This window comes from Deinococcus sonorensis KR-87 (assembly GCF_040256395.1).
Lineage (GTDB): Bacteria > Deinococcota > Deinococci > Deinococcales > Deinococcaceae > Deinococcus > Deinococcus sonorensis.
The window spans coordinates 664,240-683,079 of record NZ_CP158299.1 but is presented as its reverse complement, the minus strand read 5'-3'; the positions used below and the strand labels follow the sequence as shown (position 1 = coordinate 683,079).

The window sequence follows — 18,840 nt, the reverse complement described above, 5'->3', positions numbered from 1 at the left end:
ATTTGACGTGGAGCATTTGTTGACATTTCGACCTCCAGTAATTCTGAACACGTCAAAAGAAATGGAGAGATGGTCAGACGTGCCCCATCGGCAGATGAGTAGCTTCATTTTGTGTGAGGTGCGTAACAGAAGCGTAAAGGTAGGGGTCCAGGGCCGGGGTACACCCAAAAGGACACGGTCACCTGAAGGTGACCGTGTCCTTTCTATTTGGATTCAAACCGCAGGCGCGGGAAAGAGGGAAGGGCTTACTGGGGGCCGACGTTGACGTTGGCGGCGGTGAGCTTGGAGAGCCAGCGCTGGTACTCCTGCTTCTCGGTGTCGAGGGTGGCGGTGCCGCCGCTCACGTTGCCAGTGCAGACGGTGTTGTTCAGGCCGCAGTCCGGCACCCACCAGGGGTTGGTCGTCGTCGTGCCGTCACTCTTGACCTTGGTCCACATCACGAAGTTGTCCCGCATCACGTTGTTCGCAAACATCGCCGGCGTCTTCTGCCCCAGCTTGTACGGGTCCCACACGTACAGGCCCACGTTCTGCGCCGCAATCGGGCGGCCGTCCGGCAGGCGACCGCTGCTGATCACCCGGTTGTTGTAGATCTGATTGTCCACCCCACCCGCGATGCCCAGCCCATGGTTGGTGGTGGCGACGATCTGGTTGTTGTACACCCGGGCGTGACCCATCAGGCTCGGGTCGCTCGCCTGCCCGTCGCCCAGCAGGATCCCGCCGCCCGGGTAGGTCGCGTTGGTGGCCGGGTCGGCGTTGTAGGCACCCTGGATGTAGTTGTCGTGGATCAGGTACGGGCTGGCCGCGGTGCCACTGCTGAGGTAGAAGTTCATGTTCTCCTCGGTGTAGCTGTGATACGGCGCGTTGATGATCTCGTTCCAGCTGATATCCACGTTCGCCACCCGCTGGATGCTGTTGAACAGCACCGCCTGCACGATGGTGCGCTTGCCGTTGTAGCCTTCCGCCCCATCGCTCTGGCGCCCGTCGATGTCCCGCAGCTGGTTGTTGCGGATGCGGATCCCTTCACCCTTGCTGGGATCACCGTAGAAGCTGCGCAGGTAGATGCCGGTGCCGTGCTCGAAGTAGTTGTTCTCGATGGTGATGTTGTACGCCTCTTCGAGGTTGGCAAAGCGCCCCATGATCCGGCCCGCGACGTTCGGGTTCAGGCCATAGCCCTTGTTGTTGCGCAGGGTCACACGGTTGCGGAAGCCGGCCACCAGGTTGCCGCGGCCGCGCAGCGTGCTGTTCTCGATGATCACCGGCTCGCTGGTCTTGATGGTGATCACCGGGACGCTCGGGTCATTGCTCTGCCAGTTGCCGGTGTACGTGCCGCCCTTGGTGATCACCAGCGGCCCACTCACCGTCGGCGCCGGCGTCGGAGCAGGGGCAGGGGCAGGCGTCGTCGTGGGGGTGCCGTTGGTGGTGTCGACGGAGCAGCCGGTGAGGGTGGCGCCGGCCCAGTCGGCGTGGTCGTAGTAGTTGTTGTCGCCCGCGTCGGTCACGACCAGCTTCAGTTCCCGCTTGCCGGCCACGCTGACGCTCACCGTCTTGGTGGCGCTGCTGCCGGTCATGGTGCCGCTGTCGTACAGCTTGGTGCCGTCGGCGTACACCTGGAACACCACGCTGCCCAGGCTCCCCACCTCGTCGTCCACCCCGATGTCCGACGTGAACGTCGCGCACTTCCCGCCCAGGTCGTACAGGACGCTCGAGTTGGAGTGGGTTCCCAGGCCGGTGGTGTAGGTCTTGCCGTTCAGCGCCAGGGTCTTGCCGTCGCCCGCCTTGCTGCCCGCGTTGCTCTTGTTCTTCTCGATGGGCCCCCAGCCGCTGGTGGCGGCGGTCCAGGCCTGGCTGCTGACGGCGTTTGTCCCGCTGCTCAGAGAGAGGGCGGTGATGGCGGCCGGGGTGGCGGTCCAGCTGACGTCCTGGCCGCCATACACGAAGGCCCGCTGAGCCGCCTCAGTCGCGGCCGCTTCGGTCGCCGGCAGGGCGGCAGTATCGGTGGGGTTGAGAGTCGCCGTGGCCGCAGTGGTGCGGGCGTTGTTTCCGCAGGCCGCCAGGGTCAGGGTGAGCAGGGTCGCCAGGCCGAACAGAGCAGTGCGGTTCATGCTGGACGCAGCGGGGGTGGTGGGGGTGATGTGCTTCATGAATCCTCCAATGGAACATGCGTCAGGCGTGAGCCATCTTGCAGAAAAACCAGACCGATGCGGTCCTGGTGCAAAAGTCAACAGCAACAGTTGACGGGCAAGTGGTGTGCGCTGAGGAAGTTGGAGGAGACAGAAGCGCGCAGCGGGTCACAAACGGGTCTACTGGTCTGACCAGTACTGGCGGGAGCCAGACGTTGTTGGGTTATGGGCTGCCCGGCTGAGCGAGCCAAGAAAAGGTTAGCTAAAGGGTAGCCGAAGGTTCTGTGCAAATTCTCTAATGAGCCCTCGAAAATTTCCCACTTTTCCGGCATGTGTGTGTGAATGTTCTCAATGGCACATGAAGACATGAAGAAGGCGGCTGGCCTGCGCCATCTCAACCCGGCTTTAAATGAAGATGATGAACCTCTGATGACCACTGCGCTCATGGCAGCGGCCAATTGTCATACGTTTCCCATTTGCATCAGCATTAGAACTCACTGGAAAAAATGAGAAATCGCTCAGGTTCCGGAAACACGACGATGGAGACGAGTGGGTCGCAGTTCCTGTGCCTTCAGGGCACCAGGCGGGTGCCGGCTTCTCCAGCGGCGGCCAGCGCCAGTGTTCCGGCAGTCATGCCGCTGGCGATCACGGCGGAAGGGGCGCCCGCATCCAGCGCATACAGTGCGGACCGGACCTTGGGAATCATGCCCCCCGCGATCCAGCCCTGGGCGATGCCCTGCTCCACCTCGGATCGGCTCAGCTGCGCGGCCCGGCTGTCCGGGTCCGGATAGGCGCGGTACACGCCGTCCACGTCGGTCAGGAACACAATGTCCTGCTGCAGGGCGCCGGCCACCGCCCCTGCTGCCATATCGGCATTCACGTTGAGCGCCTCGCCGTCTGGTGCCACCGCCACGCAGCCCACCACGGGCGTCAGACCGGCCGCCAGCAGGCTGTGCAGCAGCGCGGTGTTCACCCGCGTCACCTGACCGACCCGGCCCCACGCGTCGCCCAGCAGCTCACCCAGCAGGAGCTGACTGTCGCGGCCCATCAGCCCCACGGCCTGCCCCACGTCCTGGCTGAGTTCCTTGTTGAGTTTGCACAGCGCCATCTCGATCACGTCCATGGCATCGGGGCTGGTGACGCGCAGGCCCTCCAGAAAGGTGCTCTCCAGGCTGCGCCGCTGCAGTTCCCGCTCGATGACCGGGCCGCCGCCGTGCACCACCACCACTGCCTGCTGCTGCCTGAGCGCCGCAATCTCACCGGCCACCGCCCGGCGAAGCTCCAGGCTCTTCATCGCGTTGCCCCCGTACTTGACGATCATGCCCCGCAGCATAAACGCCCGCCTGCACAGGGGCAGGGCGGGCGTCCAGACCGGGCGGCTTCAGTGCCGCGACAGGCTGGGGTGCGCTGGGGCGGGCGAAAGCGGCGGCGTGAGCTGTTTGGCGTACCACGTCATCACCGGGCGCGCGTCGGTGGCGAAGCGGTAGCCGAGCCGCTCCCAGAAGCGCACCGCCCGTGCATTGTCACCCAGCACACTGGCCAGCATCCGGCGGGTCCGGGTGGGCAGCCGCTGCTCCACGTGCTGCATCACCTGCCCGCCCAGACCGCTGCTCTGCAGCTCACCGCGGATCAGCAGCAGGTTGATGGTCACGTCTCCAGCGTCCGGAAAATCCAGTTTGTAGTCGATGCTGCCGATCGGCCGCCCGGCCTCGCCGTCCGGCAGGTAGATCAGTTCCAGCCGCCGGCGCGGATCAAAGAGCGCCGTCTGCACGTCTTGTTCCACTTCTCCGACCGACGGCAGTTGCGTGCCCAGCAGTCGAAAGTAATCGGGGGTGTCGGCATACAGTTGGTGCAGAAGCGGCGCGTCCTGCAGCGCCAGCGGTTGAAACTTCAAGTTCGGGCCTCCGGCGTCCGGGGGCATGACGGAATAACGCCCAGGTGGCGTTACTGTTCTTCATTCCGGACCCCCTCAGCATACTGCTGGAAATGTCAGCAGACTGAGAAGCGCCGCTGGGGGAGCCTTGATGATTTTTTCAGGGGCAGCCGTCCAGGGGGGGTCTGCTAGCATGGCGGGATGAACGCGGGCTTCTATCAGGACAGGCTGCGCGTGAAGGGCGCGGTGCTGGCCCCGATGGCCGGCTACTCCGACGCCCCGATGCGCCAGCTGTGCAGCGAACAGGGCGCGCTGTGGACGGTGAGCGAGATGATCAGCGCACGCGGTCTGGTGCACGGAGGAGAGAACGCCTCCCTCGACCTGGGCCGTCCCTACCCGGGCGAACAGAACCGTGTGGTGCAGCTGTTCGGCGACGACCCGGAGGTGCTGGCCGGGGCGTCCATCCGGGCGGCCGAGTGGTTCGGGGCGGCCGCCCTGGACCTGAACATGGGCTGCCCGGTGCCCAAGCTGCGCGGGCGCGGCGGGGCCTGCCTGCTGCAGACGCCGGACGTGGCCTACCGGCTGGTGACGGCCATGCGCGGGGCCGTTCCGCTGGACGTGAGCGCCAAGATCCGGCTCGGCTGGGACCACAACCGGGCGGTGGAGCTGGCGCAGGGGCTGGCGGCGGCCGGGGCCAGCCTGATCACGGTTCACGGCCGCACCAGCGCGCAGAAGTACACGGGTGAGGCCGACTGGGACGCGATTCAGGCGGTGGCGGCCAGCGTGGACGTGCCGGTGGTGGGCAGCGGCGACATTCAGGACCTTCCCACCCTGCAGCGGCGTCAGCAGGGCGGGGTGGCCGCCGTGATGGTGGGCCGGGGCGCGGTAGGCAATCCCTGGCTGTTTGCCCAGGCGCGTGGCGACCCGGACCGGGTGCCGGACCATGCCGAGCGGGTACAGACGGCCCTGCGGCATGCCCGGCTGAACGTCCAGTGGTACGGCGAGCGGCGCGGCCTGCTGCAGCTGCGCAAGGTGCTGCCGCGCTACTTTCCGGCACGTCCGGAGTGGCGCGAGCGGCTGGTGCAGATCAGCACGCTGCCGGAACTGGAACACCTGCTGATGGGTCCCCCCGTTCGCGGCGCTGTGTCGGCCCCCCGGACGGGGTATGATCTGGTCAGGTCATGAATGTCCCCGAATATTACGCCTATCTGTGCAGCGCCCGTGAGCAGCTCTGGAATTTTCTCAGGGCGCTCCCCACGGAGGACCTGAAGCGCCCCCTGATCGATGGGGACCGCTTCAGGAGCATCCAGGACCTCTTGCTGCACGTCCTGGACGTGGAGGACCACTGGGTTCACGGGGTGGCCCGTGGCCAGACCGACTACCACGATCAGGACTACCGCCACGACTGGGTGACGCCGCGGGCCGAGCAGTACGACCTGAGCTGGATCCTCAGTTATGGCCACAGCGTGCAGGCCGAAACCCAGCGGTTCCTGGCGAGCCGGCCCGACTACTCGGCGCAGGTGGCGCTGGTGCGCGACGATCCGGACACCAACACCGTGACGCTGGACCAGCTGATGTGGCACGTGATGACCCACGAGGTGCGCCACACTGCCCAGATCACCCTGCTGATCCGGATGCTGGGCCACACGCCCCCGTGGCTGGACTACCTGCGCTTCATGCGCCCGCAGGTGGTCGCCTGAGGTTGACAGGCCTTTGAACATGCACAGCCCGCTCCGGCGGGTTGTGTGCGTTTAGGGCTGCTGCGGTGAGGTGAGCAGCGGCGCCGCCCTCCCCGGCCCTTAGACTGGGGCGCATGGCCGTTACCGTCGAGGACACCCGCGTCACCTTCATCCCGCCGCCGGGGGCTGTGGCCCTGGTCGGTGACTTCACCGACTGGACCAAGCGGCCCTCCCTCCCCGTGCACGCGGGGGAGCCGCTCCAGCTGACCCTGCCGCGCGGCGCCTGGGTGGAATACGCCTGGCTGGACGCCGCCGGAACACCATTCGCCGATCCGGACAACGCCCAGCGCAGCCTCAATCCCTGGTGGCCATATCCGCGGGCCGTGGCGGTGGGCGAGTACGCCCGGCCCGCCCTGTGGAGCGGGCCGGAGCCGGAGCAACGGGGACAGGCGCACCGGCTCAGCTGGGACGGCGGGGTGTTTTCCGGGGTGCGCCGGGCCATCGTGTACACGCCGCCCGGCTACGACGAGGCCCGGACCTACCCGGTGTACTACGTGCAGGACGGGGTGGCCTTCTACCGCACCGGACGCCTGGGCGAGCTGATGGACCGGGCGCTGGCGCAGCGGCTGGTGCGCCCCGCCGTGCTGGTGTTCGTGGAACCGGGCGACCGCAATGAGGAGTACTACCTCAACGAGCGCTACCTGAACTTCCTGACGTCCGAGGTGTGGCCGCGCGTGGAGGCCAGCTACAACGTGTCGCGCGAGGCCAGCGGGCGGGGGCTGTGGGGCGCGTCGCTGGGCGGCCTGATCAGCCTGTACCTGGGCAGCCGTCACCCGGAGCTGTTCTCGCGGGTGGCCAGCCACAGCGGGGCCTTCATCGCCCACCCGGACGGGCGCAGCGGGAGCGCCATCAACACCACCACCGCCGGCGAGTGGCTGCGCGCCCAGCTGGAGGCGGCCCCGCCTCATCACCTGCAGGTCAGCCTCGACACCGGCACGCTGGAATGGCTGGCGGCGCCCAACCGCCGCATGGCCGCCGCGCTGCTGGACCTGGGCGTGGAGCACCAGTACCGCGAGTACCAGAGCGGCCACAACTGGGTGACCTGGAGATCGGCGCTGCCGGAGGCGCTGCTGTACCTGCAGGGTGGACATGGCCTGCCGTCCACATCTCCCTGACGTGCGCCGTGCCTAGACTGACCGGTATGCGCCGCCCGTCCGCCATGATCGCCCTCGCCCTCTGCTGCTCTGCCCAGGCCCGGACCATGACCTATTCCCACACTGCCACCACCGTGCTCTCCGCCCCCGCCGACTTCGCCGGAGCCGCCCTGCAGGGCGTGGTTCCGGCCGCAGACGGCTACACCCTGGCCCCGGGCCAGAAGAGCGGCACCCTGACCGGTCCGCCGACCGCCGCCGCCCCCTTTGACGAGCTGGTGCCGTCCTGGAACGCGCGCACGCCGGCCGGGAGCAGCGTGACGGTGGAAGTGCGCGCCCGCAAGCCGGGCGGCGACTGGACCCGCTACTACTCGCTGGGGCGCTGGCAGAGCGGCGAGGGCCGAAGCAGCCTGAACGGCCAGAGTGACGCCGACGGCACACTCAGCACCGACACCCTGAGCCTGAAGGCCAAGGCCAGCGGCTACCAGTACCGGGTGACGCTGCAGGCGGGTCCGGGCGGCGGGCCCACCCTGTCGCTGCTGGCCTTCAGCACCAGCGAGCAGGCCCGCCGCGCCGCGCTGCTGGGCCAGCCGGGCGACCGCTCGGCGTGGGGCCGGGTGCTGGACGTGGCGCCACGCAGCCAGATGCCGTACCCGAACGGCGGTGAGGTGTGGTGCAGCCCCACCAGCACCAGCATGATCCTGAAGTACTGGGGCATCGACGTGCCGGTGCCGCAGGCCGCGCAGGCGACCTACGACGCGGCGTATCAGGGCACCGGCAACTGGCCGTTCAACACCGCCTGGGCCGGGTCGCTGGGCCTGCGGGCCTTCGTGGCGCGGCTGCCGAGCCTGCGGGCCGCCGAAGACTATCTGCGGACCGGCATTCCGCTGGCGGTCAGCCTCGGCTGGCGGGTGGGCGAGCTGCCGGGCGCGCCGATTCCCAGCAGCAGCGGCCACCTGATGGTGCTGATCGGCTTCGATGCGGCGGGCAATCCGGTGCTCAACGATCCGGCCGCGCCCACCGACGCCACGGTGCGGCGCAGCTACCCGCGCGCCGCCTTCGAGCGGCTGTGGCTGACCCACTCGGGCGGCACCGTGTACGTGATTGCGCCGCCGGACCGGGCGCTGCCCTAGGCCGTGCGCTTCCCGACCCGCTGCCCGCACTGCCAGACCGAGCATCAGACCGAGTACCTGGACAGCGGCATCCATGACCTGATCTGTCCGGCCTGCAGGGGTCGGTACGTGCTGTTCGTGCGCAAGCACCGCTTCGAGATGCTCTTTGACCTGGGCACCCGCGCGCTGATGGGCGGCTACGCGCGCGAGGCGGTCGCCAACTTCGCGGCCAGCTGCGAGCGCTGTTTCGAGTTCTACCTGCGGGCCGTGACGCTGGAGCGGGCCGCCGGGAGCACCCTGGACCTGGACACGTTCGGGGAGGAGCTGGACCGCACCTGGAAGACGGTGGTGAGCCAGAGCGAGCGGCAGCTGGGGGCCTTCGCGTTCGCGTACCTGGGCCGCGAGGGCCGCGCCCCGGATTTCCTGACCCCGCGCGCGCTGGGCACCGACTTTCGCAACCGGGTCATCCACCGCGGTGAGCTGCCGCGCGAGGCGGAGGTGGAGGCCTACGCGGCCCGGCTGTACGCCCTGATGAACCGGCTGCTGGCCGAGCTGGGCGACGCGGCGCTGCACGTCACGCTGCTGCAGGAGCGCGACTACGCCCGCTACCGCGAGACGCTGCCGCCAGGGGTGCCGTGCCGCTTCGAGGAGCATCCGGGGATGTTCCAGCTGCGGCGCTTCGGGGGCACCGACAAGGGCCGGGACGCCAAGGCCACGCCTGCGGCCCTGAATGACGCGGCGGTGTTCCAGGCGGCCATGCAGGAGCGTGGTCAGCTGGTGGTGGAACTGTTCAAGGGCCGGCGCGCCTGAGGGTATGCTGCGGGCCATGAACGTCATGGCCGTGTTCAGCCACCCGGACGACGAATGCGGCTGTGCCGCCACCCTGGCCAAGCACGTCCGGCGCGGTGACGACGTGATGATCGTCTGGACCACCTACGGTGAGATGGCCAGCCGCTTCAGCGGCGTGCCGCACGCGGAGGTCAAGCGCATCCGGGAGGGCTGGGGCCGGGACGTGGCGGCCATCATCGGCGCCCGGCACCACTTTTTCGATATGGGCGACACCCGCATGCAGGGGTCGCGCGAGGAGGCGCTGCAGCTGGCCCGGCTGTACGCCGACTTCAAACCGGACGCGATCATCACCTGGGACGACCGGGGCGGCGGCACCTTCACCCCGCATCCGGACCACCGCGCGACCGTCAAGATTGCCTACGACGCCATCGTGCTGGCCCGGCTGCCCAAGGCGCTGATGGAGGTCGGGCAGGGGACGGAGGAGCCGCAGGCGCACCGCCAGCCGGTGAACTTCTACCAGTACGCCCAGTACGGGACGCCGGACCCCAGCCTGCCGCTGGTGCATGTGGACGTGGGCGAGACCATCGAGGTGGCCGGGCAGGTGTATGGCTACTACCGGAGGCAGCTGCATGGCCCTGACTACGTGTTCCCGATGGAGGAGTTCAAGATCGGGCGCTCGGCCAACGCGCACCACACCGGGGCGGAGTTCACGGAGAAATACACGGTCCGGCGGATGTACCACCCGGTGATTCCCTACCTGCTGTGAGGGCTGGACCACCCGGCGCCGCGTGAACTGGACCGCACTGGCCCGGCCGCTGGCTCTCTAGAATGCCCGCATGACTGCCTCCACCCGTGACGTGCTGCTGACCTGCCCGCTCGACTGCCCGGACGCCTGCCGCCTGCGCGTCACGCTGGGGCGCGATGAGCACGGGCGGGAGGTGGCCGTGCGGCTGACCGGCGACGCGGACCACCCCGTTACGCGCGGGTTTGCCTGTGCCAAGACGGTGCACTATCCGGAGCGCCAGAACCACCCGGAGCGCCCACTGTACCCGATGAAGCGGATGGACGGTCAGCTGGTGCGCATCAGCTGGGAGCAGGCGCTGGATGAGATTGCCGCCCGGCTGCAGGACATCCTAACCCGGCGCGGCGCGGACGCCATCCTGCGTTACAACTACGCCGGCACCATGGGGCTGCGGGAGGGCACCCACGTGCACAGTTTCTTCCGGGCGCTGGGCGCGCCGGAGCTGGACGAGACCATCTGCGCCACCGCCGGCACCGAAGCCTGGGCCATGGGGTACGGCCCGCGCTACGGTATTGATCTGGCGGACGTGCCGCATGCCCGCACCATCGTGCTGTGGGGCATCAACAGCCTCAGCACCAACAGCCACCTGACGCCCGCCATGACCGAGGCCCGCCGCAACGGGGCGCGCATCATCTGCGTGGACCCGTACCGCACCCGCACCGCCCGCTACGCCGACACCCACCTGCGGCTGCGCCCCGGCAGCGACGCCGCGCTGGCGCTGGGCGTGGCCCGCGAGCTGATCCACCAGGGCTGGACCGACGAGGCCTACATCCGCGAGGCCACCGTGGGCTTCGAGACGTTCCGGGCCGAGGCGGAGGCCTACACGCCCGAGCGCACCGCCGAGTTGACCGGCCTGAGCGTGGAGCAGATCCGCGACCTGGCCCGGCAGATCGGTACCGCCAGCCCCACCTTCATCCGGGTGGGCTACGGCATGACCCGCCACGAGTTCGGCGGCGCCGGGCTGCGGGCCGTGACGCTGCTGCCGGCCCTGACCGGCGACTGGCGGCGCCGTGGCGGCGGCTGCATGCTCAGCAGCTCCGGTGCCTTTGCGCTGAACCGCTCCCGACTGGGCGCGGCTCACCTGATCCGCCCGGACGTGCGGCACGTCAACATGAACGAGCTGGCCAGCGCGCTGGAACCGGACGCCGGGCTGGAAGCACTCTTCGTGTACAACACCAACCCAGCGGTGGTGGCCCCCGACTCCGGGCGGGTGCGGCGTGGGCTGGCGCGTCCGGACCTGATGGTGGTGGTGCTGGAGCAGGCCATGACCGAAACGGCCCGCCTCGCCGACTATCTGCTGCCGGCCACCACATTCATGGAACATGCCGACGTATACACCAGCTACGGCCATCACTACCTGGGCTTTAATCCGGCCACGCTGCAGGCGCCGGGGGAGGCCCGGCCCAACAGCTGGGTGTTCGCGGAACTGGGGCGGCGGCTGGGGCTGCAGGAGCCGAGCCTGTACTGGAGCATGGATGAGCTGCTCGCGGCGCTGCTGGACACCGATCATCCGCATCTGGCCGGCATCACCCCGGAGCGGGTGCGCACCGAGGGCAGCGTGCGCCTGAACCTGCCGGAAGAGTTTCTGCCGTATGCCCACGGCGCCGGCACGCCCAGCGGCCGGGTACAGTTCACGCCGGTGCCGCTGCACCAGGAGGCCGAAGCCCGCCTGACCGCCGAGTATCCGCTGCGGCTGCTGACCCCGCCGGCCCACCACTTCCTGAACAGCACCTACGGCAATCTGGAGCGCCTGAACCGCGCCGAGGGCGGCGAGCCGCAGGCGATGGTGCATCCCCAGGACGCGGCAGCGGCAGGTGTGCAGCACGGCCAGCGGGCGCAGCTGATCAGCGAGCAGGGACAGGTCGTGCGGCAGGTGCGCGTCACCGAGGACGTGCAGCCGGGCGTGGTGGTGGTGGAGGGAACCTGGTGGGGCCTGTCGGCGCCGGACGGGAAGAGCATCAACGAACTCACTGCCCAGACGCTCACGGACCTGGGCGGTGGCAGCACCTTCCACAACACCCGGGTCCGGCTGTACCCCCAGGTCGTCGGCTGAGGTGACATTCATGATGGTGCCCTGGTATTGAGAAAACCTTAAGCTCCCTCTAAACTCTGGGGGTGTTGAATGTACGGCGTCGGGTCTGGGTCAGCGTGCTGGTGCTGGCGGTCCTGGCGCTGTCCGTGGGCCTGGTGATGTCCCGTCAGCGCAGCCGGGCGACAGACGGATTCGTCTACCTGCACGGTGTGCTCAAGGTGGCCGCCTCGGCCGACCAGACGGTGCTGCTGACCCTCAGGGGCCCCGGCGGACAGCGCCGCTACACCCGCGCCCAGCTCGAAGCGCTGCCGGCGGTGCGTTACCGCGCCTTCCAGCCGCAGCTGAAGCAGGACTTCGAGTACGTGGGCGTGCCGCTGCGTGATCTGGCCGCCCTGGTCGGGCTGACCGGTCAGCCGCTGCAGTTGCAGGCCAGCGACAATTTCAGCACCACCATCCAGCCGAACGACTACCAGGACCACCCGGTGATGCTGGCCTACCAGGCGGACGGCCACCCGATCGACATTCAGCAGAAGGGACCGCTGCTGGCGGTGTTTCCCAACCTCGACGAACCTGCCCGCTTCCCAAACCCCGTGTACGGGTCCCGGTGGGCGTGGTATGTGGAGCGCATCGGCGGCGGCCAGTGAGCCGCCTGTGGCCGCGTGTGACCGTGCCGGTGCCGTTGTGGCCCTCGCGGCGGGTGACGGACCGGCTCGGCTGGAGGGAGCTGCTGCTGGCCGCCGTGCCGCTGGTGTTCACGCTGGTGATGCTGGTGTTCAGCTTCGCGCCGAGTTTACAGCTGCTGCAGCAGCCCCAGCATTCCTGGACCGGTTTTCCGTACCAGAGCATGATCAACAAGCTCTACGGCTACCTGCTGGCCTCCCAGGACCCGCACACCAGCCCGGCGCAGCTGAACCGGCTCTACCAGCAGGCGCTCGCCAGCCTGAACAATCCCAACGAGTACAGCGATCTGGCCGACATCGAGCGGCTGGGCGACGCCCGGCTGGCCCACATCGCTGAACTGTTCCGGGGACGCACACCGTCGGCGCTGCGTGCGGCGGTGGCCGAGGCCGAGCAGCTGAATGCCCAGGCGCACCAGCAGATCAACGCCCAGCGCTGGACGTACGTGCAGCACCTGTCCCGGCTGCGGATGCAGCTGCTGATCACCGCGCTGGTCACGGGCCTGTTCAGCACGGCCCTGACGGTGCGGGCGCTGGCGCTGTGGCGGCGCGAGCGGCGGGCGCGTGACCGGCAGGCGCGGCAGCAGCAGGACCTGCTGGAGATGGCCTCGCACGAGCTGCGCCGGCCGCTGCAGACGCTGCTGCTGGCCAGCGACCTGATGCGCGAGGCCGGGACCCACGAGCAGCGCCAGCGGTTCCTGAACATGATCGAGGACAGCGCGGCCCAGATCGCCAGCCGCAGCGACCTGGAACAGCTGGACACCGTCTACCGGCTGATGCAGCTGTCGCCCAAGCCCACCGACCTGGGGGCGCTGCTGCGCGAGTTCTCCGGGCCACGCCTGCAGCTGAGCGTGCCGGAGCAGCCGCTGGTGTGGCGGGTGGACCCAGGCCGGCTGCGGCAGATCATCGAGAACCTGGTGGAGAACGCCCTCAAGTACACCGACGGACGGGTGCAGCTGATCCTGGAGCTTCACGACGCGCAGCCGCAGATCCGGGTGGAGGACGGGGGGCCGGGCCTCACCGACGAGCAGCTGGAACGGGCCTTCGAGGCGCGGGTGCGTTTTCAGCCGGACCGGCCCGGCAGCGGGATGGGGCTGGCGGTGGCCCGGCGGCTGGCGCAGGCGCACGGAGGACAGCTGCAGCTGCGGCGGCTGCCGCACGGCGGCACCTGCGCGCACCTGCAGCTGGGCGTGGCGCGGGTGGACGCCTTCCGTTCGCCGCGCACCACGCTGTTCGGCTGACCGGGGTGTAACGAATCATTTACGTTCATGAGTTTTGTGGCATGGAGCCGCGCTGGCTGCTGCGCGCGGGCATTGTCGCTGCCTTAACGCCTGCTTCCTCATAGTGGCGATGTCGAAGGTCCCGCACTGCCGGGACAGGGTGCTGGATTCGCATCACTACACCGGAGGTAAGAGATGAAGGCAATCATTCCCGCCGCAGGATTCGGTACGCGGCTGCGTCCGCTGACCTACACGCGCCCCAAGCCCGCGCTGCGCGTGGCCAACCAGCCGATCATCGTGCATGCGGTCCGTACCCTGGTGCAGGCCGGCATCACCGAGATCGGCATCGTGGTCTCGGACCTGACCCAGCAGGCCATTGAGCTGGCGGTGCGCGGCCTGGAAGGGGTGCATATCACCTACATCGACCAGCCGGAGATGCTGGGGCTGGGCAACGCGGTCAAGATGGCGCGCGAGTACGTGGGCCAGGACGACTTCTGTGTGTACCTGGGCGACAACCTGTTCGAGAACGGGGTGCGCAGCTACATCGACACCTTCTACGCTCAGCAGGCGGACGCAGTGATCGCGCTGGTCGAGGTGGACGATCCCACCGCCTTCGGTGTGGCGGAGCTGGACAACGAGGGCCGCATCGTGCGGCTGGTGGAGAAGCCCAAGAACCCGCCCAGCAACCTGGCGGTGGCGGGCGTGTACTGCTTCAAGCCGAAGTTCTTCGACTACCTCGAGGCGCTGAAGCCCAGCGCGCGCGGCGAGTACGAGATCACCGACGCCATCGCCGCATTGATCAGCGAGCAGGGCCACGTGCAGGGCGTGAAGGTGGAGGGCTGGTGGCGCGACACCGGCAAGGCCGCCGACCTGATCGACACCAACCGCCTGCTGCTGGAGAAGCTGGAGCCGTACGTGCTCGGCACCGTGACCGGCTCCAACCTGACCGGCCGCGTGGTGGTGGAGCCGGGCGCCGAGGTGCGCAACAGCACCATCATCGGGCCCGTGACCATCGCCGCCGGAGCAATCATCGAGAACGCCTACCTGGGGCCGTTCACCAGCGTGGGGCGCGGCAGCCGCATCGAGAACGCCGAGGTGGAGTGCAGCGTGATTGATGAGGAGGCCGAGATCCGCGACGTGAGCATCCGGCTGCACGGCTGCCTGATCGGCATCCGCGCCAAGGTGGTCGGGCACGGCACAGTGCCGCGCGTCCACCGCCTGACCCTGTCCGACACCAGCGTGGTTGAGCTGGGCTGCTGACGCTCCGCTTCTCATCTGCCCCGAACTTCCCTGCTCCGATTCCCCTGAGAGGCCTGACATGCAGTCCAACCTACCCACAAACGAAGATTTCGATTTCCCGCGTCTGCTGATGTCGGTGCGGCGCCACGCGCTCCCGATCCTGAGCGCCGCGCTGCTGGCTGGAGCCGGGACCTACTACCTGTCGAGCCAGCAGCCGCCCGTGTACGAGGCCGTCAGTTCGGCCATCGCCTCGCGTCCCGACACCAGCGGCGGCGTGGTCGGCAGCAACCTGGTCTCGGCGCCGCAGCTGCCGCAGGGTGCGGTGGACAAGGCGATCCACAGCCGCGACGTCATTGAGGACATCATCCGCCGGCTGAACGACAGCACCGAGCTGAGCGCGCCGGTCAAGGCTGACCTGAGCCGCCGCCTGCGCAGCCAGCTGCAGGGCGGCAGCTTCCCGGACCTGCAGGTCAGCGCCCTGACCGACGGCCAGCAGGCGGGCATCTACGAGCTGCACGTGAAGGCCGGCACCCCGGTGGCCGCCCGCGTGCTGGCCGACACCAGCCTCGAGAGCCTGCTCGCCTGGGACCTGGGCCGTGCCCAGCGCCGCATCGCGCAGGCCAAGAACAGCCTGCAGGCGCAGCTGGACGCGCTGACCAGCCAGCTCGGTCAGCGGAGCACCGGCCCCAACGCCAGCCTGGAGGTGCAGACGCTGGCCGCCGCGCGCGCCCAGGTACAGCAGAACCTGCTGCAGGTGCGGGTGCTGGAGAGCGCCGCCACCGGCAGCCTGGACACGGTATCGCAGGCGGTGGAACCGAACAAGAGCGTCTCGCCGCGTCCGGTGCGCAGCGGCGTGCTGGCGGCCCTGCTGACGCTGCTGCTGGCCAGCGGCGCCGCGCTGCTGACCGACAGCCTGCGCCGCCGGGTGCACGGCGAGCAGGACCTGGCCGGCTACGGCGTGCCGTTCTTGGGCAAGCTGCCGCGCCTGAGCGCCGCGGACCTGAAGAGCGGCATGGTGGAGGCGGCCCGCAGCGGCAGCCTGTACATGGGCGCCGGCTTCCTGCGCGTCAACCTGCTGTCGCAGCTGCCGGCCGGCAAGCCCCGCCGCATCGTGGTGAGCAGCGCCCGGCCCGGCGAGGGCAAGAGCAGCGTCACGGCGGTGCTGGCCGCCAGCCTGGCCGCCAGCGGCCTGCGCGTGCTGGTGGTGGACGCCGACATGCACCGGCCCAGCCAGCCGCAGCTGTGGCGCGGCTTCGGCAACCCGCTGTGGCGCATCATGCCCAGCTGCCGCCTGAACGCCATTGATCCGACCAAGACGCTGATGGACCCGGCCCAGACGCTGCCCAGCGCCCTGGACCGTCTGGACGAGGTGCAGGTGATGGCGGTGGCCGAGAACATCGACCTGCTGCCGGCCGGCCGGCCGATGAAGGACAGCAGCGGCGTGATCGGCCACCCCCGGCTGGCCGAGGCGCTGGACCGCTGGGGTGCGGCCTACGACGTGGTGCTGATCGACACCCCGCCGATGCTGGTGCTGGCCGACGCGATGGCGTTCGCCCACCTCGCGGACGGCGTGGTGCTGGTGGCCGAGGCCGGCAGCACCAGCGGCCAGGAGATCCAGAGCGCCCTCAACAACGCCCGCGTGACCGGTGCCCGCATTCTGGGCATCGTGCTGAACAAGCAGGTGCGCAGCGAGGACAAGGGCACCTACTACGACTACAGCTACCGCATGGAGGGCAGCACTCCGGTGCGCCCGGCGGCCAACGACACGCGGCTGGGGCGCCACGCCTCCTCGTCGGACTGAGCCGTGACGTCCTCTCCGTCTGTGCAGGCGGCGGGGCGGGAGCAGGGAGGGGGAGAGGCCGGAGCATGGGCCTCTCCCCCTCGTCCTGTGAGCTCTCGCCGGTCGGCGTGGTGGCTGGCGCTGCTGCCGCTGGTGCCGCCGCTGAGTGTGCTCGGCGTGATCAGCTGGCGCCGGGTGACCGCGCTGCCGCTGGCGCTGCGCTGGCTGCTCGGCACCGCTGCCGTTCTGCTGCTGCTGTCGAGTGTGGCGGCGGCCCGGCCGCTGCCGGGGCTGGTGGGCGGCGTGCTGCGGGTGCTGGTGGTGGGCGGCCTGCTGCTGACCGGCTGGCAGCTGGCCCGGCCCGGCCAGGAAGCCGCTGAGCGGCTGCGCCCCCTGCTGTGGGGCCTGCTGGTGGTGTGGCTGACCGCGCTGCTGAACACGGCGCTGCTGGAGCACGGCGCGGTGTGGCGCACCCGCCTGCTGCACCCCTTTCTGCCGATGGTCTGGCTGGGCATCATGGGCGGGGTGGGGCTGTGGCTGGCCGCCTGCTGGCGCGGCGGCGTGTGGTGGCTGCGCTGGCCGCTGCTGCTGCTGGGCTTCGCGGTGATGGTGCTGAGCGGCAGCCGCTCGGCGGTGGCCGCCGGCGTGGTGGGCCTGCTGGCCGCCGCCCTGGTGGGCCGGGTAAGCCGCAACTTCCGGCTCACGGTGCTGGCCGGACTGGTGCTGCTGCTGGCGGGCGCGGCGCTGCTGCCCCGGCTGAGCAGCACCAGCGCAGCGGCGGCGCACCTGTCGCAGCTGGACCTCAACAGCCGAGACCTGTACTGGGACGAGGCCCGCAGCATCGCCCAGCGGCTGCCCTGGGGCGGCAGCGGGGTGCTGCAGCTGGGCGCCCTGGCGCGCACCTCCGAGGAGAACTGCTGGCAGGAGTACGTCTCGGCGGCGCTGAACTGCCCGCCCTCGGTGCGGGCGCTGAAGGACGCCGCGTGGTTCCAGCCGTTCCGCTACGCCATCTGGCAGGCGCACAACGTGGCGCTGCAGAGCCTGGCGGAAAGTGGCCTGGTGGGGACGGCCGGACTGTTTCTGCTGCTGGGGCTGGTGACGGTGGCGGCCCTGGCCGGGCGCGATCCGTTCCTGATTGCCACAGCGGTGGGGTACGCCGTCATCAATCTGGTGGACAACGCGACCCTGCTGGTGGGCATGGGGGTGGCCGATCTGTACTGGCTGATCGCGGGCATGGCGCTGCGCTCGCTGTGGGCGCGGCCGGTGGCGACCGGATGGTTGTGGAGCCGCGCCTCGCTGGCGGGCGGGGTGCTGCTGCTCGCGTCGCTGGTGCCGGTCCAGCTGCCGCAACTGCTGACGCCGCAGGGAGGCACCGGTGTCCGGCTGCTCACGCTCAGCAGCGCCCGTGGACCGCTGTCGGCCGGGCGCAGCGCCGTGATGGTGGGCTTGCAGGTGCCGGCCGGGCAGTACCGGCTGCAGCTGCGGCTGTGTGACCCCGACTGCGTGGTGGTGGACCGCCGTGAGATCAGCAGCGCTGGCGGCGCGTGGTGGGGCGAGCTGAGTCAGCCGCCGCTGCACACCGCAAGCCGGCTTCAGCTGCTGGTGCTGCCGGCCGCCAACACCTTCTGGAGCGTGCGTCCGCTGGCCCAGGCCGCCTGGACTGCTGACCCGGGAGCGCGGCCATGAGGGCCGGAGACGCCCTGCTGCTGGGCCTGCCGCTTAGTCTGCTGGTGGCCGGCTGGAGCCTCAGCCAGCGGCCGGAGACGCCCGAGCTGCAGCCGGCCACGCTGACCTGCCCGGCCGGGACGCCGCCGGTCAGCACCCAGGGCAACGTACGGCGGCGCGGCAGCAGTGAGGCCGACTTCTGGGCCAACGCCACCCTGACGCTGCCGGTGTGCGGTGCCGGCACCCTGAGCCTGGTGGCGTCCGGCACGCCTGCCGCCGGTGGCGCGCCGCTGCTGCTGGTTTCGCTGGACGGGGAGCCATTGCTGGAGACGAACGTGCTGGCGCCCCGGCCGCTGAAGGTCCCGGTGCCGCATGCCGGCCGGCTGACCCTGGCCTTCGTCAACGACCTGAACCGGCCACCCCAGGACCGCAACCTGTTCGTGAAACAGCTGATGTTCCGGCCCGCAGGACCGTAAGGGCAGCAGGAAGAGGCGGACCACCTCAGGTGGTCCGCTTTGTTGTGGCCCGGGAGCGGCGGCGTCAGCGGTCCTGCCGGATACATTCCCGCCGCTGAGCCCTTCCACCGTCAGGGAACGTCTGCCAACAGGCGGGAACACGCATGGGCAGTGGAGCTGTCAGGCGCAGGGCTTCAGCCACCGTAAGGACTGCCGCTGGAACGGGCATATGACCGGGGGCGGTGG

At 69.4% G+C, this 18,840-nt stretch carries 17 protein-coding genes; 14 read left to right on the top strand and 3 right to left on the bottom strand.

What is annotated here, in order from left to right:
* Positions 1–245: 245 nt before the first annotated feature.
* Entirely contained in the window at positions 246–2,141 is a 1,896-nt protein-coding gene (locus tag ABOD76_RS08500; RefSeq protein ID WP_350244397.1) for an NPCBM/NEW2 domain-containing protein, read from the bottom strand.
* A gap of 345 nt (positions 2,142–2,486) precedes the next feature.
* Here ABOD76_RS08500 and ABOD76_RS08495 point away from each other — a divergent pair, with 345 nt between their 5' ends.
* Positions 2,487–2,630, top strand: a complete 144-nt coding sequence (locus ABOD76_RS08495; RefSeq protein WP_350244396.1) for a hypothetical protein — start codon at positions 2,487–2,489, stop codon at positions 2,628–2,630.
* A 61-nt stretch (positions 2,631–2,691) separates the two neighbouring features.
* On the opposite strand, the gene argB is transcribed toward ABOD76_RS08495, so the two are convergent.
* Entirely contained in the window at positions 2,692–3,441 is a 750-nt protein-coding gene (gene argB / locus ABOD76_RS08490; protein ID WP_350244395.1) for an acetylglutamate kinase, read from the bottom strand.
* A 60-nt stretch (positions 3,442–3,501) separates the two neighbouring features.
* Positions 3,502–4,014: a GNAT family N-acetyltransferase gene (locus ABOD76_RS08485; protein WP_350244394.1), complete on the bottom strand. Its 513-nt coding sequence runs from the start codon at positions 4,012–4,014 to the stop codon at positions 3,502–3,504.
* A gap of 180 nt (positions 4,015–4,194) precedes the next feature.
* On the opposite strand from ABOD76_RS08485, the gene ABOD76_RS08480 reads away from it, so the two are divergent.
* From ABOD76_RS08480 to ABOD76_RS08420, 13 genes are all read left to right on the top strand, one after another.
* Positions 4,195–5,178, top strand: coding sequence for a tRNA dihydrouridine synthase (locus tag ABOD76_RS08480; RefSeq protein ID WP_350244393.1), 984 nt, complete (start codon positions 4,195–4,197; stop codon positions 5,176–5,178).
* Positions 5,175–5,693 (top strand): DinB family protein, encoded by a 519-nt coding sequence (locus ABOD76_RS08475; RefSeq protein ID WP_350244392.1) that lies wholly within the window; start codon positions 5,175–5,177, stop codon positions 5,691–5,693. The genes ABOD76_RS08480 and ABOD76_RS08475 overlap by 4 nt, the downstream gene beginning before the upstream one ends.
* 113 nt (positions 5,694–5,806) lie before the next feature.
* On the top strand, positions 5,807–6,847 hold the full coding sequence (locus ABOD76_RS08470) for an alpha/beta hydrolase (protein WP_350244390.1): 1,041 nt from the start codon (positions 5,807–5,809) through the stop codon (positions 6,845–6,847).
* 26 nt (positions 6,848–6,873) lie between these two features.
* Complete coding sequence (locus ABOD76_RS08465) at positions 6,874–7,956, top strand: peptidase C39 family protein (RefSeq protein WP_350244389.1); 1,083 nt, start codon at positions 6,874–6,876, stop codon at positions 7,954–7,956.
* 3 nt (positions 7,957–7,959) lie between these two features.
* A complete protein-coding gene (locus ABOD76_RS08460) occupies positions 7,960–8,745 on the top strand; it encodes a hypothetical protein (RefSeq protein WP_350244388.1) in 786 nt (261 codons plus the stop codon).
* A gap of 16 nt (positions 8,746–8,761) precedes the next feature.
* Positions 8,762–9,490, top strand: coding sequence for a PIG-L deacetylase family protein (locus tag ABOD76_RS08455; RefSeq protein ID WP_350244387.1), 729 nt, complete (start codon positions 8,762–8,764; stop codon positions 9,488–9,490).
* A gap of 70 nt (positions 9,491–9,560) precedes the next feature.
* Entirely contained in the window at positions 9,561–11,579 is a 2,019-nt protein-coding gene (locus tag ABOD76_RS08450) for a molybdopterin oxidoreductase family protein (protein WP_350244386.1), read from the top strand.
* 62 nt (positions 11,580–11,641) lie between these two features.
* On the top strand, positions 11,642–12,202 hold the full coding sequence (locus tag ABOD76_RS08445; protein ID WP_350244385.1) for a molybdopterin-dependent oxidoreductase: 561 nt from the start codon (positions 11,642–11,644) through the stop codon (positions 12,200–12,202).
* Positions 12,203–12,219: 17 nt separating this feature from the next.
* A complete protein-coding gene (locus ABOD76_RS08440) occupies positions 12,220–13,476 on the top strand; it encodes a sensor histidine kinase (RefSeq protein ID WP_350244384.1) in 1,257 nt (418 codons plus the stop codon).
* 174 nt (positions 13,477–13,650) lie between these two features.
* Positions 13,651–14,715, top strand: a complete 1,065-nt coding sequence (locus ABOD76_RS08435; RefSeq protein WP_350244383.1) for a glucose-1-phosphate thymidylyltransferase — start codon at positions 13,651–13,653, stop codon at positions 14,713–14,715.
* 58 nt (positions 14,716–14,773) lie between these two features.
* Entirely contained in the window at positions 14,774–16,495 is a 1,722-nt protein-coding gene (locus ABOD76_RS08430; protein ID WP_350244382.1) for a polysaccharide biosynthesis tyrosine autokinase, read from the top strand.
* Positions 16,496–16,582: 87 nt separating this feature from the next.
* On the top strand, positions 16,583–18,160 hold the full coding sequence (locus tag ABOD76_RS08425) for an O-antigen ligase family protein (protein ID WP_350244381.1): 1,578 nt from the start codon (positions 16,583–16,585) through the stop codon (positions 18,158–18,160).
* The gene (locus tag ABOD76_RS08420; RefSeq protein WP_350244380.1) at positions 18,157–18,615 is read left to right on the top strand and encodes a hypothetical protein; all 459 of its coding nucleotides are present in this window, start codon (positions 18,157–18,159) and stop codon (positions 18,613–18,615) included. The genes ABOD76_RS08425 and ABOD76_RS08420 overlap by 4 nt, the downstream gene beginning before the upstream one ends.
* The last annotated feature ends 225 nt before the right edge of the window (positions 18,616–18,840 follow it).

What these genes read in the sequence shown, in the direction of transcription:
- ABOD76_RS08500 (WP_350244397.1), bottom strand. Translation starts at nt 2,141, where the DNA reads ATGAAGCACATCACCCCCACCACCCCCGCTGCGTCCAGCATGAACCGC.
- ABOD76_RS08495 (WP_350244396.1), top strand. Translation starts at nt 2,487, where the DNA reads ATGAAGAAGGCGGCTGGCCTGCGCCATCTCAACCCGGCTTTAAATGAA.
- argB (WP_350244395.1), bottom strand. Translation starts at nt 3,441, where the DNA reads ATGATCGTCAAGTACGGGGGCAACGCGATGAAGAGCCTGGAGCTTCGC.
- ABOD76_RS08480 (WP_350244393.1), top strand. Translation starts at nt 4,195, where the DNA reads ATGAACGCGGGCTTCTATCAGGACAGGCTGCGCGTGAAGGGCGCGGTG.
- ABOD76_RS08475 (WP_350244392.1), top strand. Translation starts at nt 5,175, where the DNA reads ATGAATGTCCCCGAATATTACGCCTATCTGTGCAGCGCCCGTGAGCAG.
- ABOD76_RS08470 (WP_350244390.1), top strand. Translation starts at nt 5,807, where the DNA reads ATGGCCGTTACCGTCGAGGACACCCGCGTCACCTTCATCCCGCCGCCG.
- ABOD76_RS08465 (WP_350244389.1), top strand. Translation starts at nt 6,874, where the DNA reads ATGCGCCGCCCGTCCGCCATGATCGCCCTCGCCCTCTGCTGCTCTGCC.
- ABOD76_RS08455 (WP_350244387.1), top strand. Translation starts at nt 8,762, where the DNA reads ATGAACGTCATGGCCGTGTTCAGCCACCCGGACGACGAATGCGGCTGT.
- ABOD76_RS08450 (WP_350244386.1), top strand. Translation starts at nt 9,561, where the DNA reads ATGACTGCCTCCACCCGTGACGTGCTGCTGACCTGCCCGCTCGACTGC.
- ABOD76_RS08435 (WP_350244383.1), top strand. Translation starts at nt 13,651, where the DNA reads ATGAAGGCAATCATTCCCGCCGCAGGATTCGGTACGCGGCTGCGTCCG.
- ABOD76_RS08430 (WP_350244382.1), top strand. Translation starts at nt 14,774, where the DNA reads ATGCAGTCCAACCTACCCACAAACGAAGATTTCGATTTCCCGCGTCTG.
- ABOD76_RS08420 (WP_350244380.1), top strand. Translation starts at nt 18,157, where the DNA reads ATGAGGGCCGGAGACGCCCTGCTGCTGGGCCTGCCGCTTAGTCTGCTG.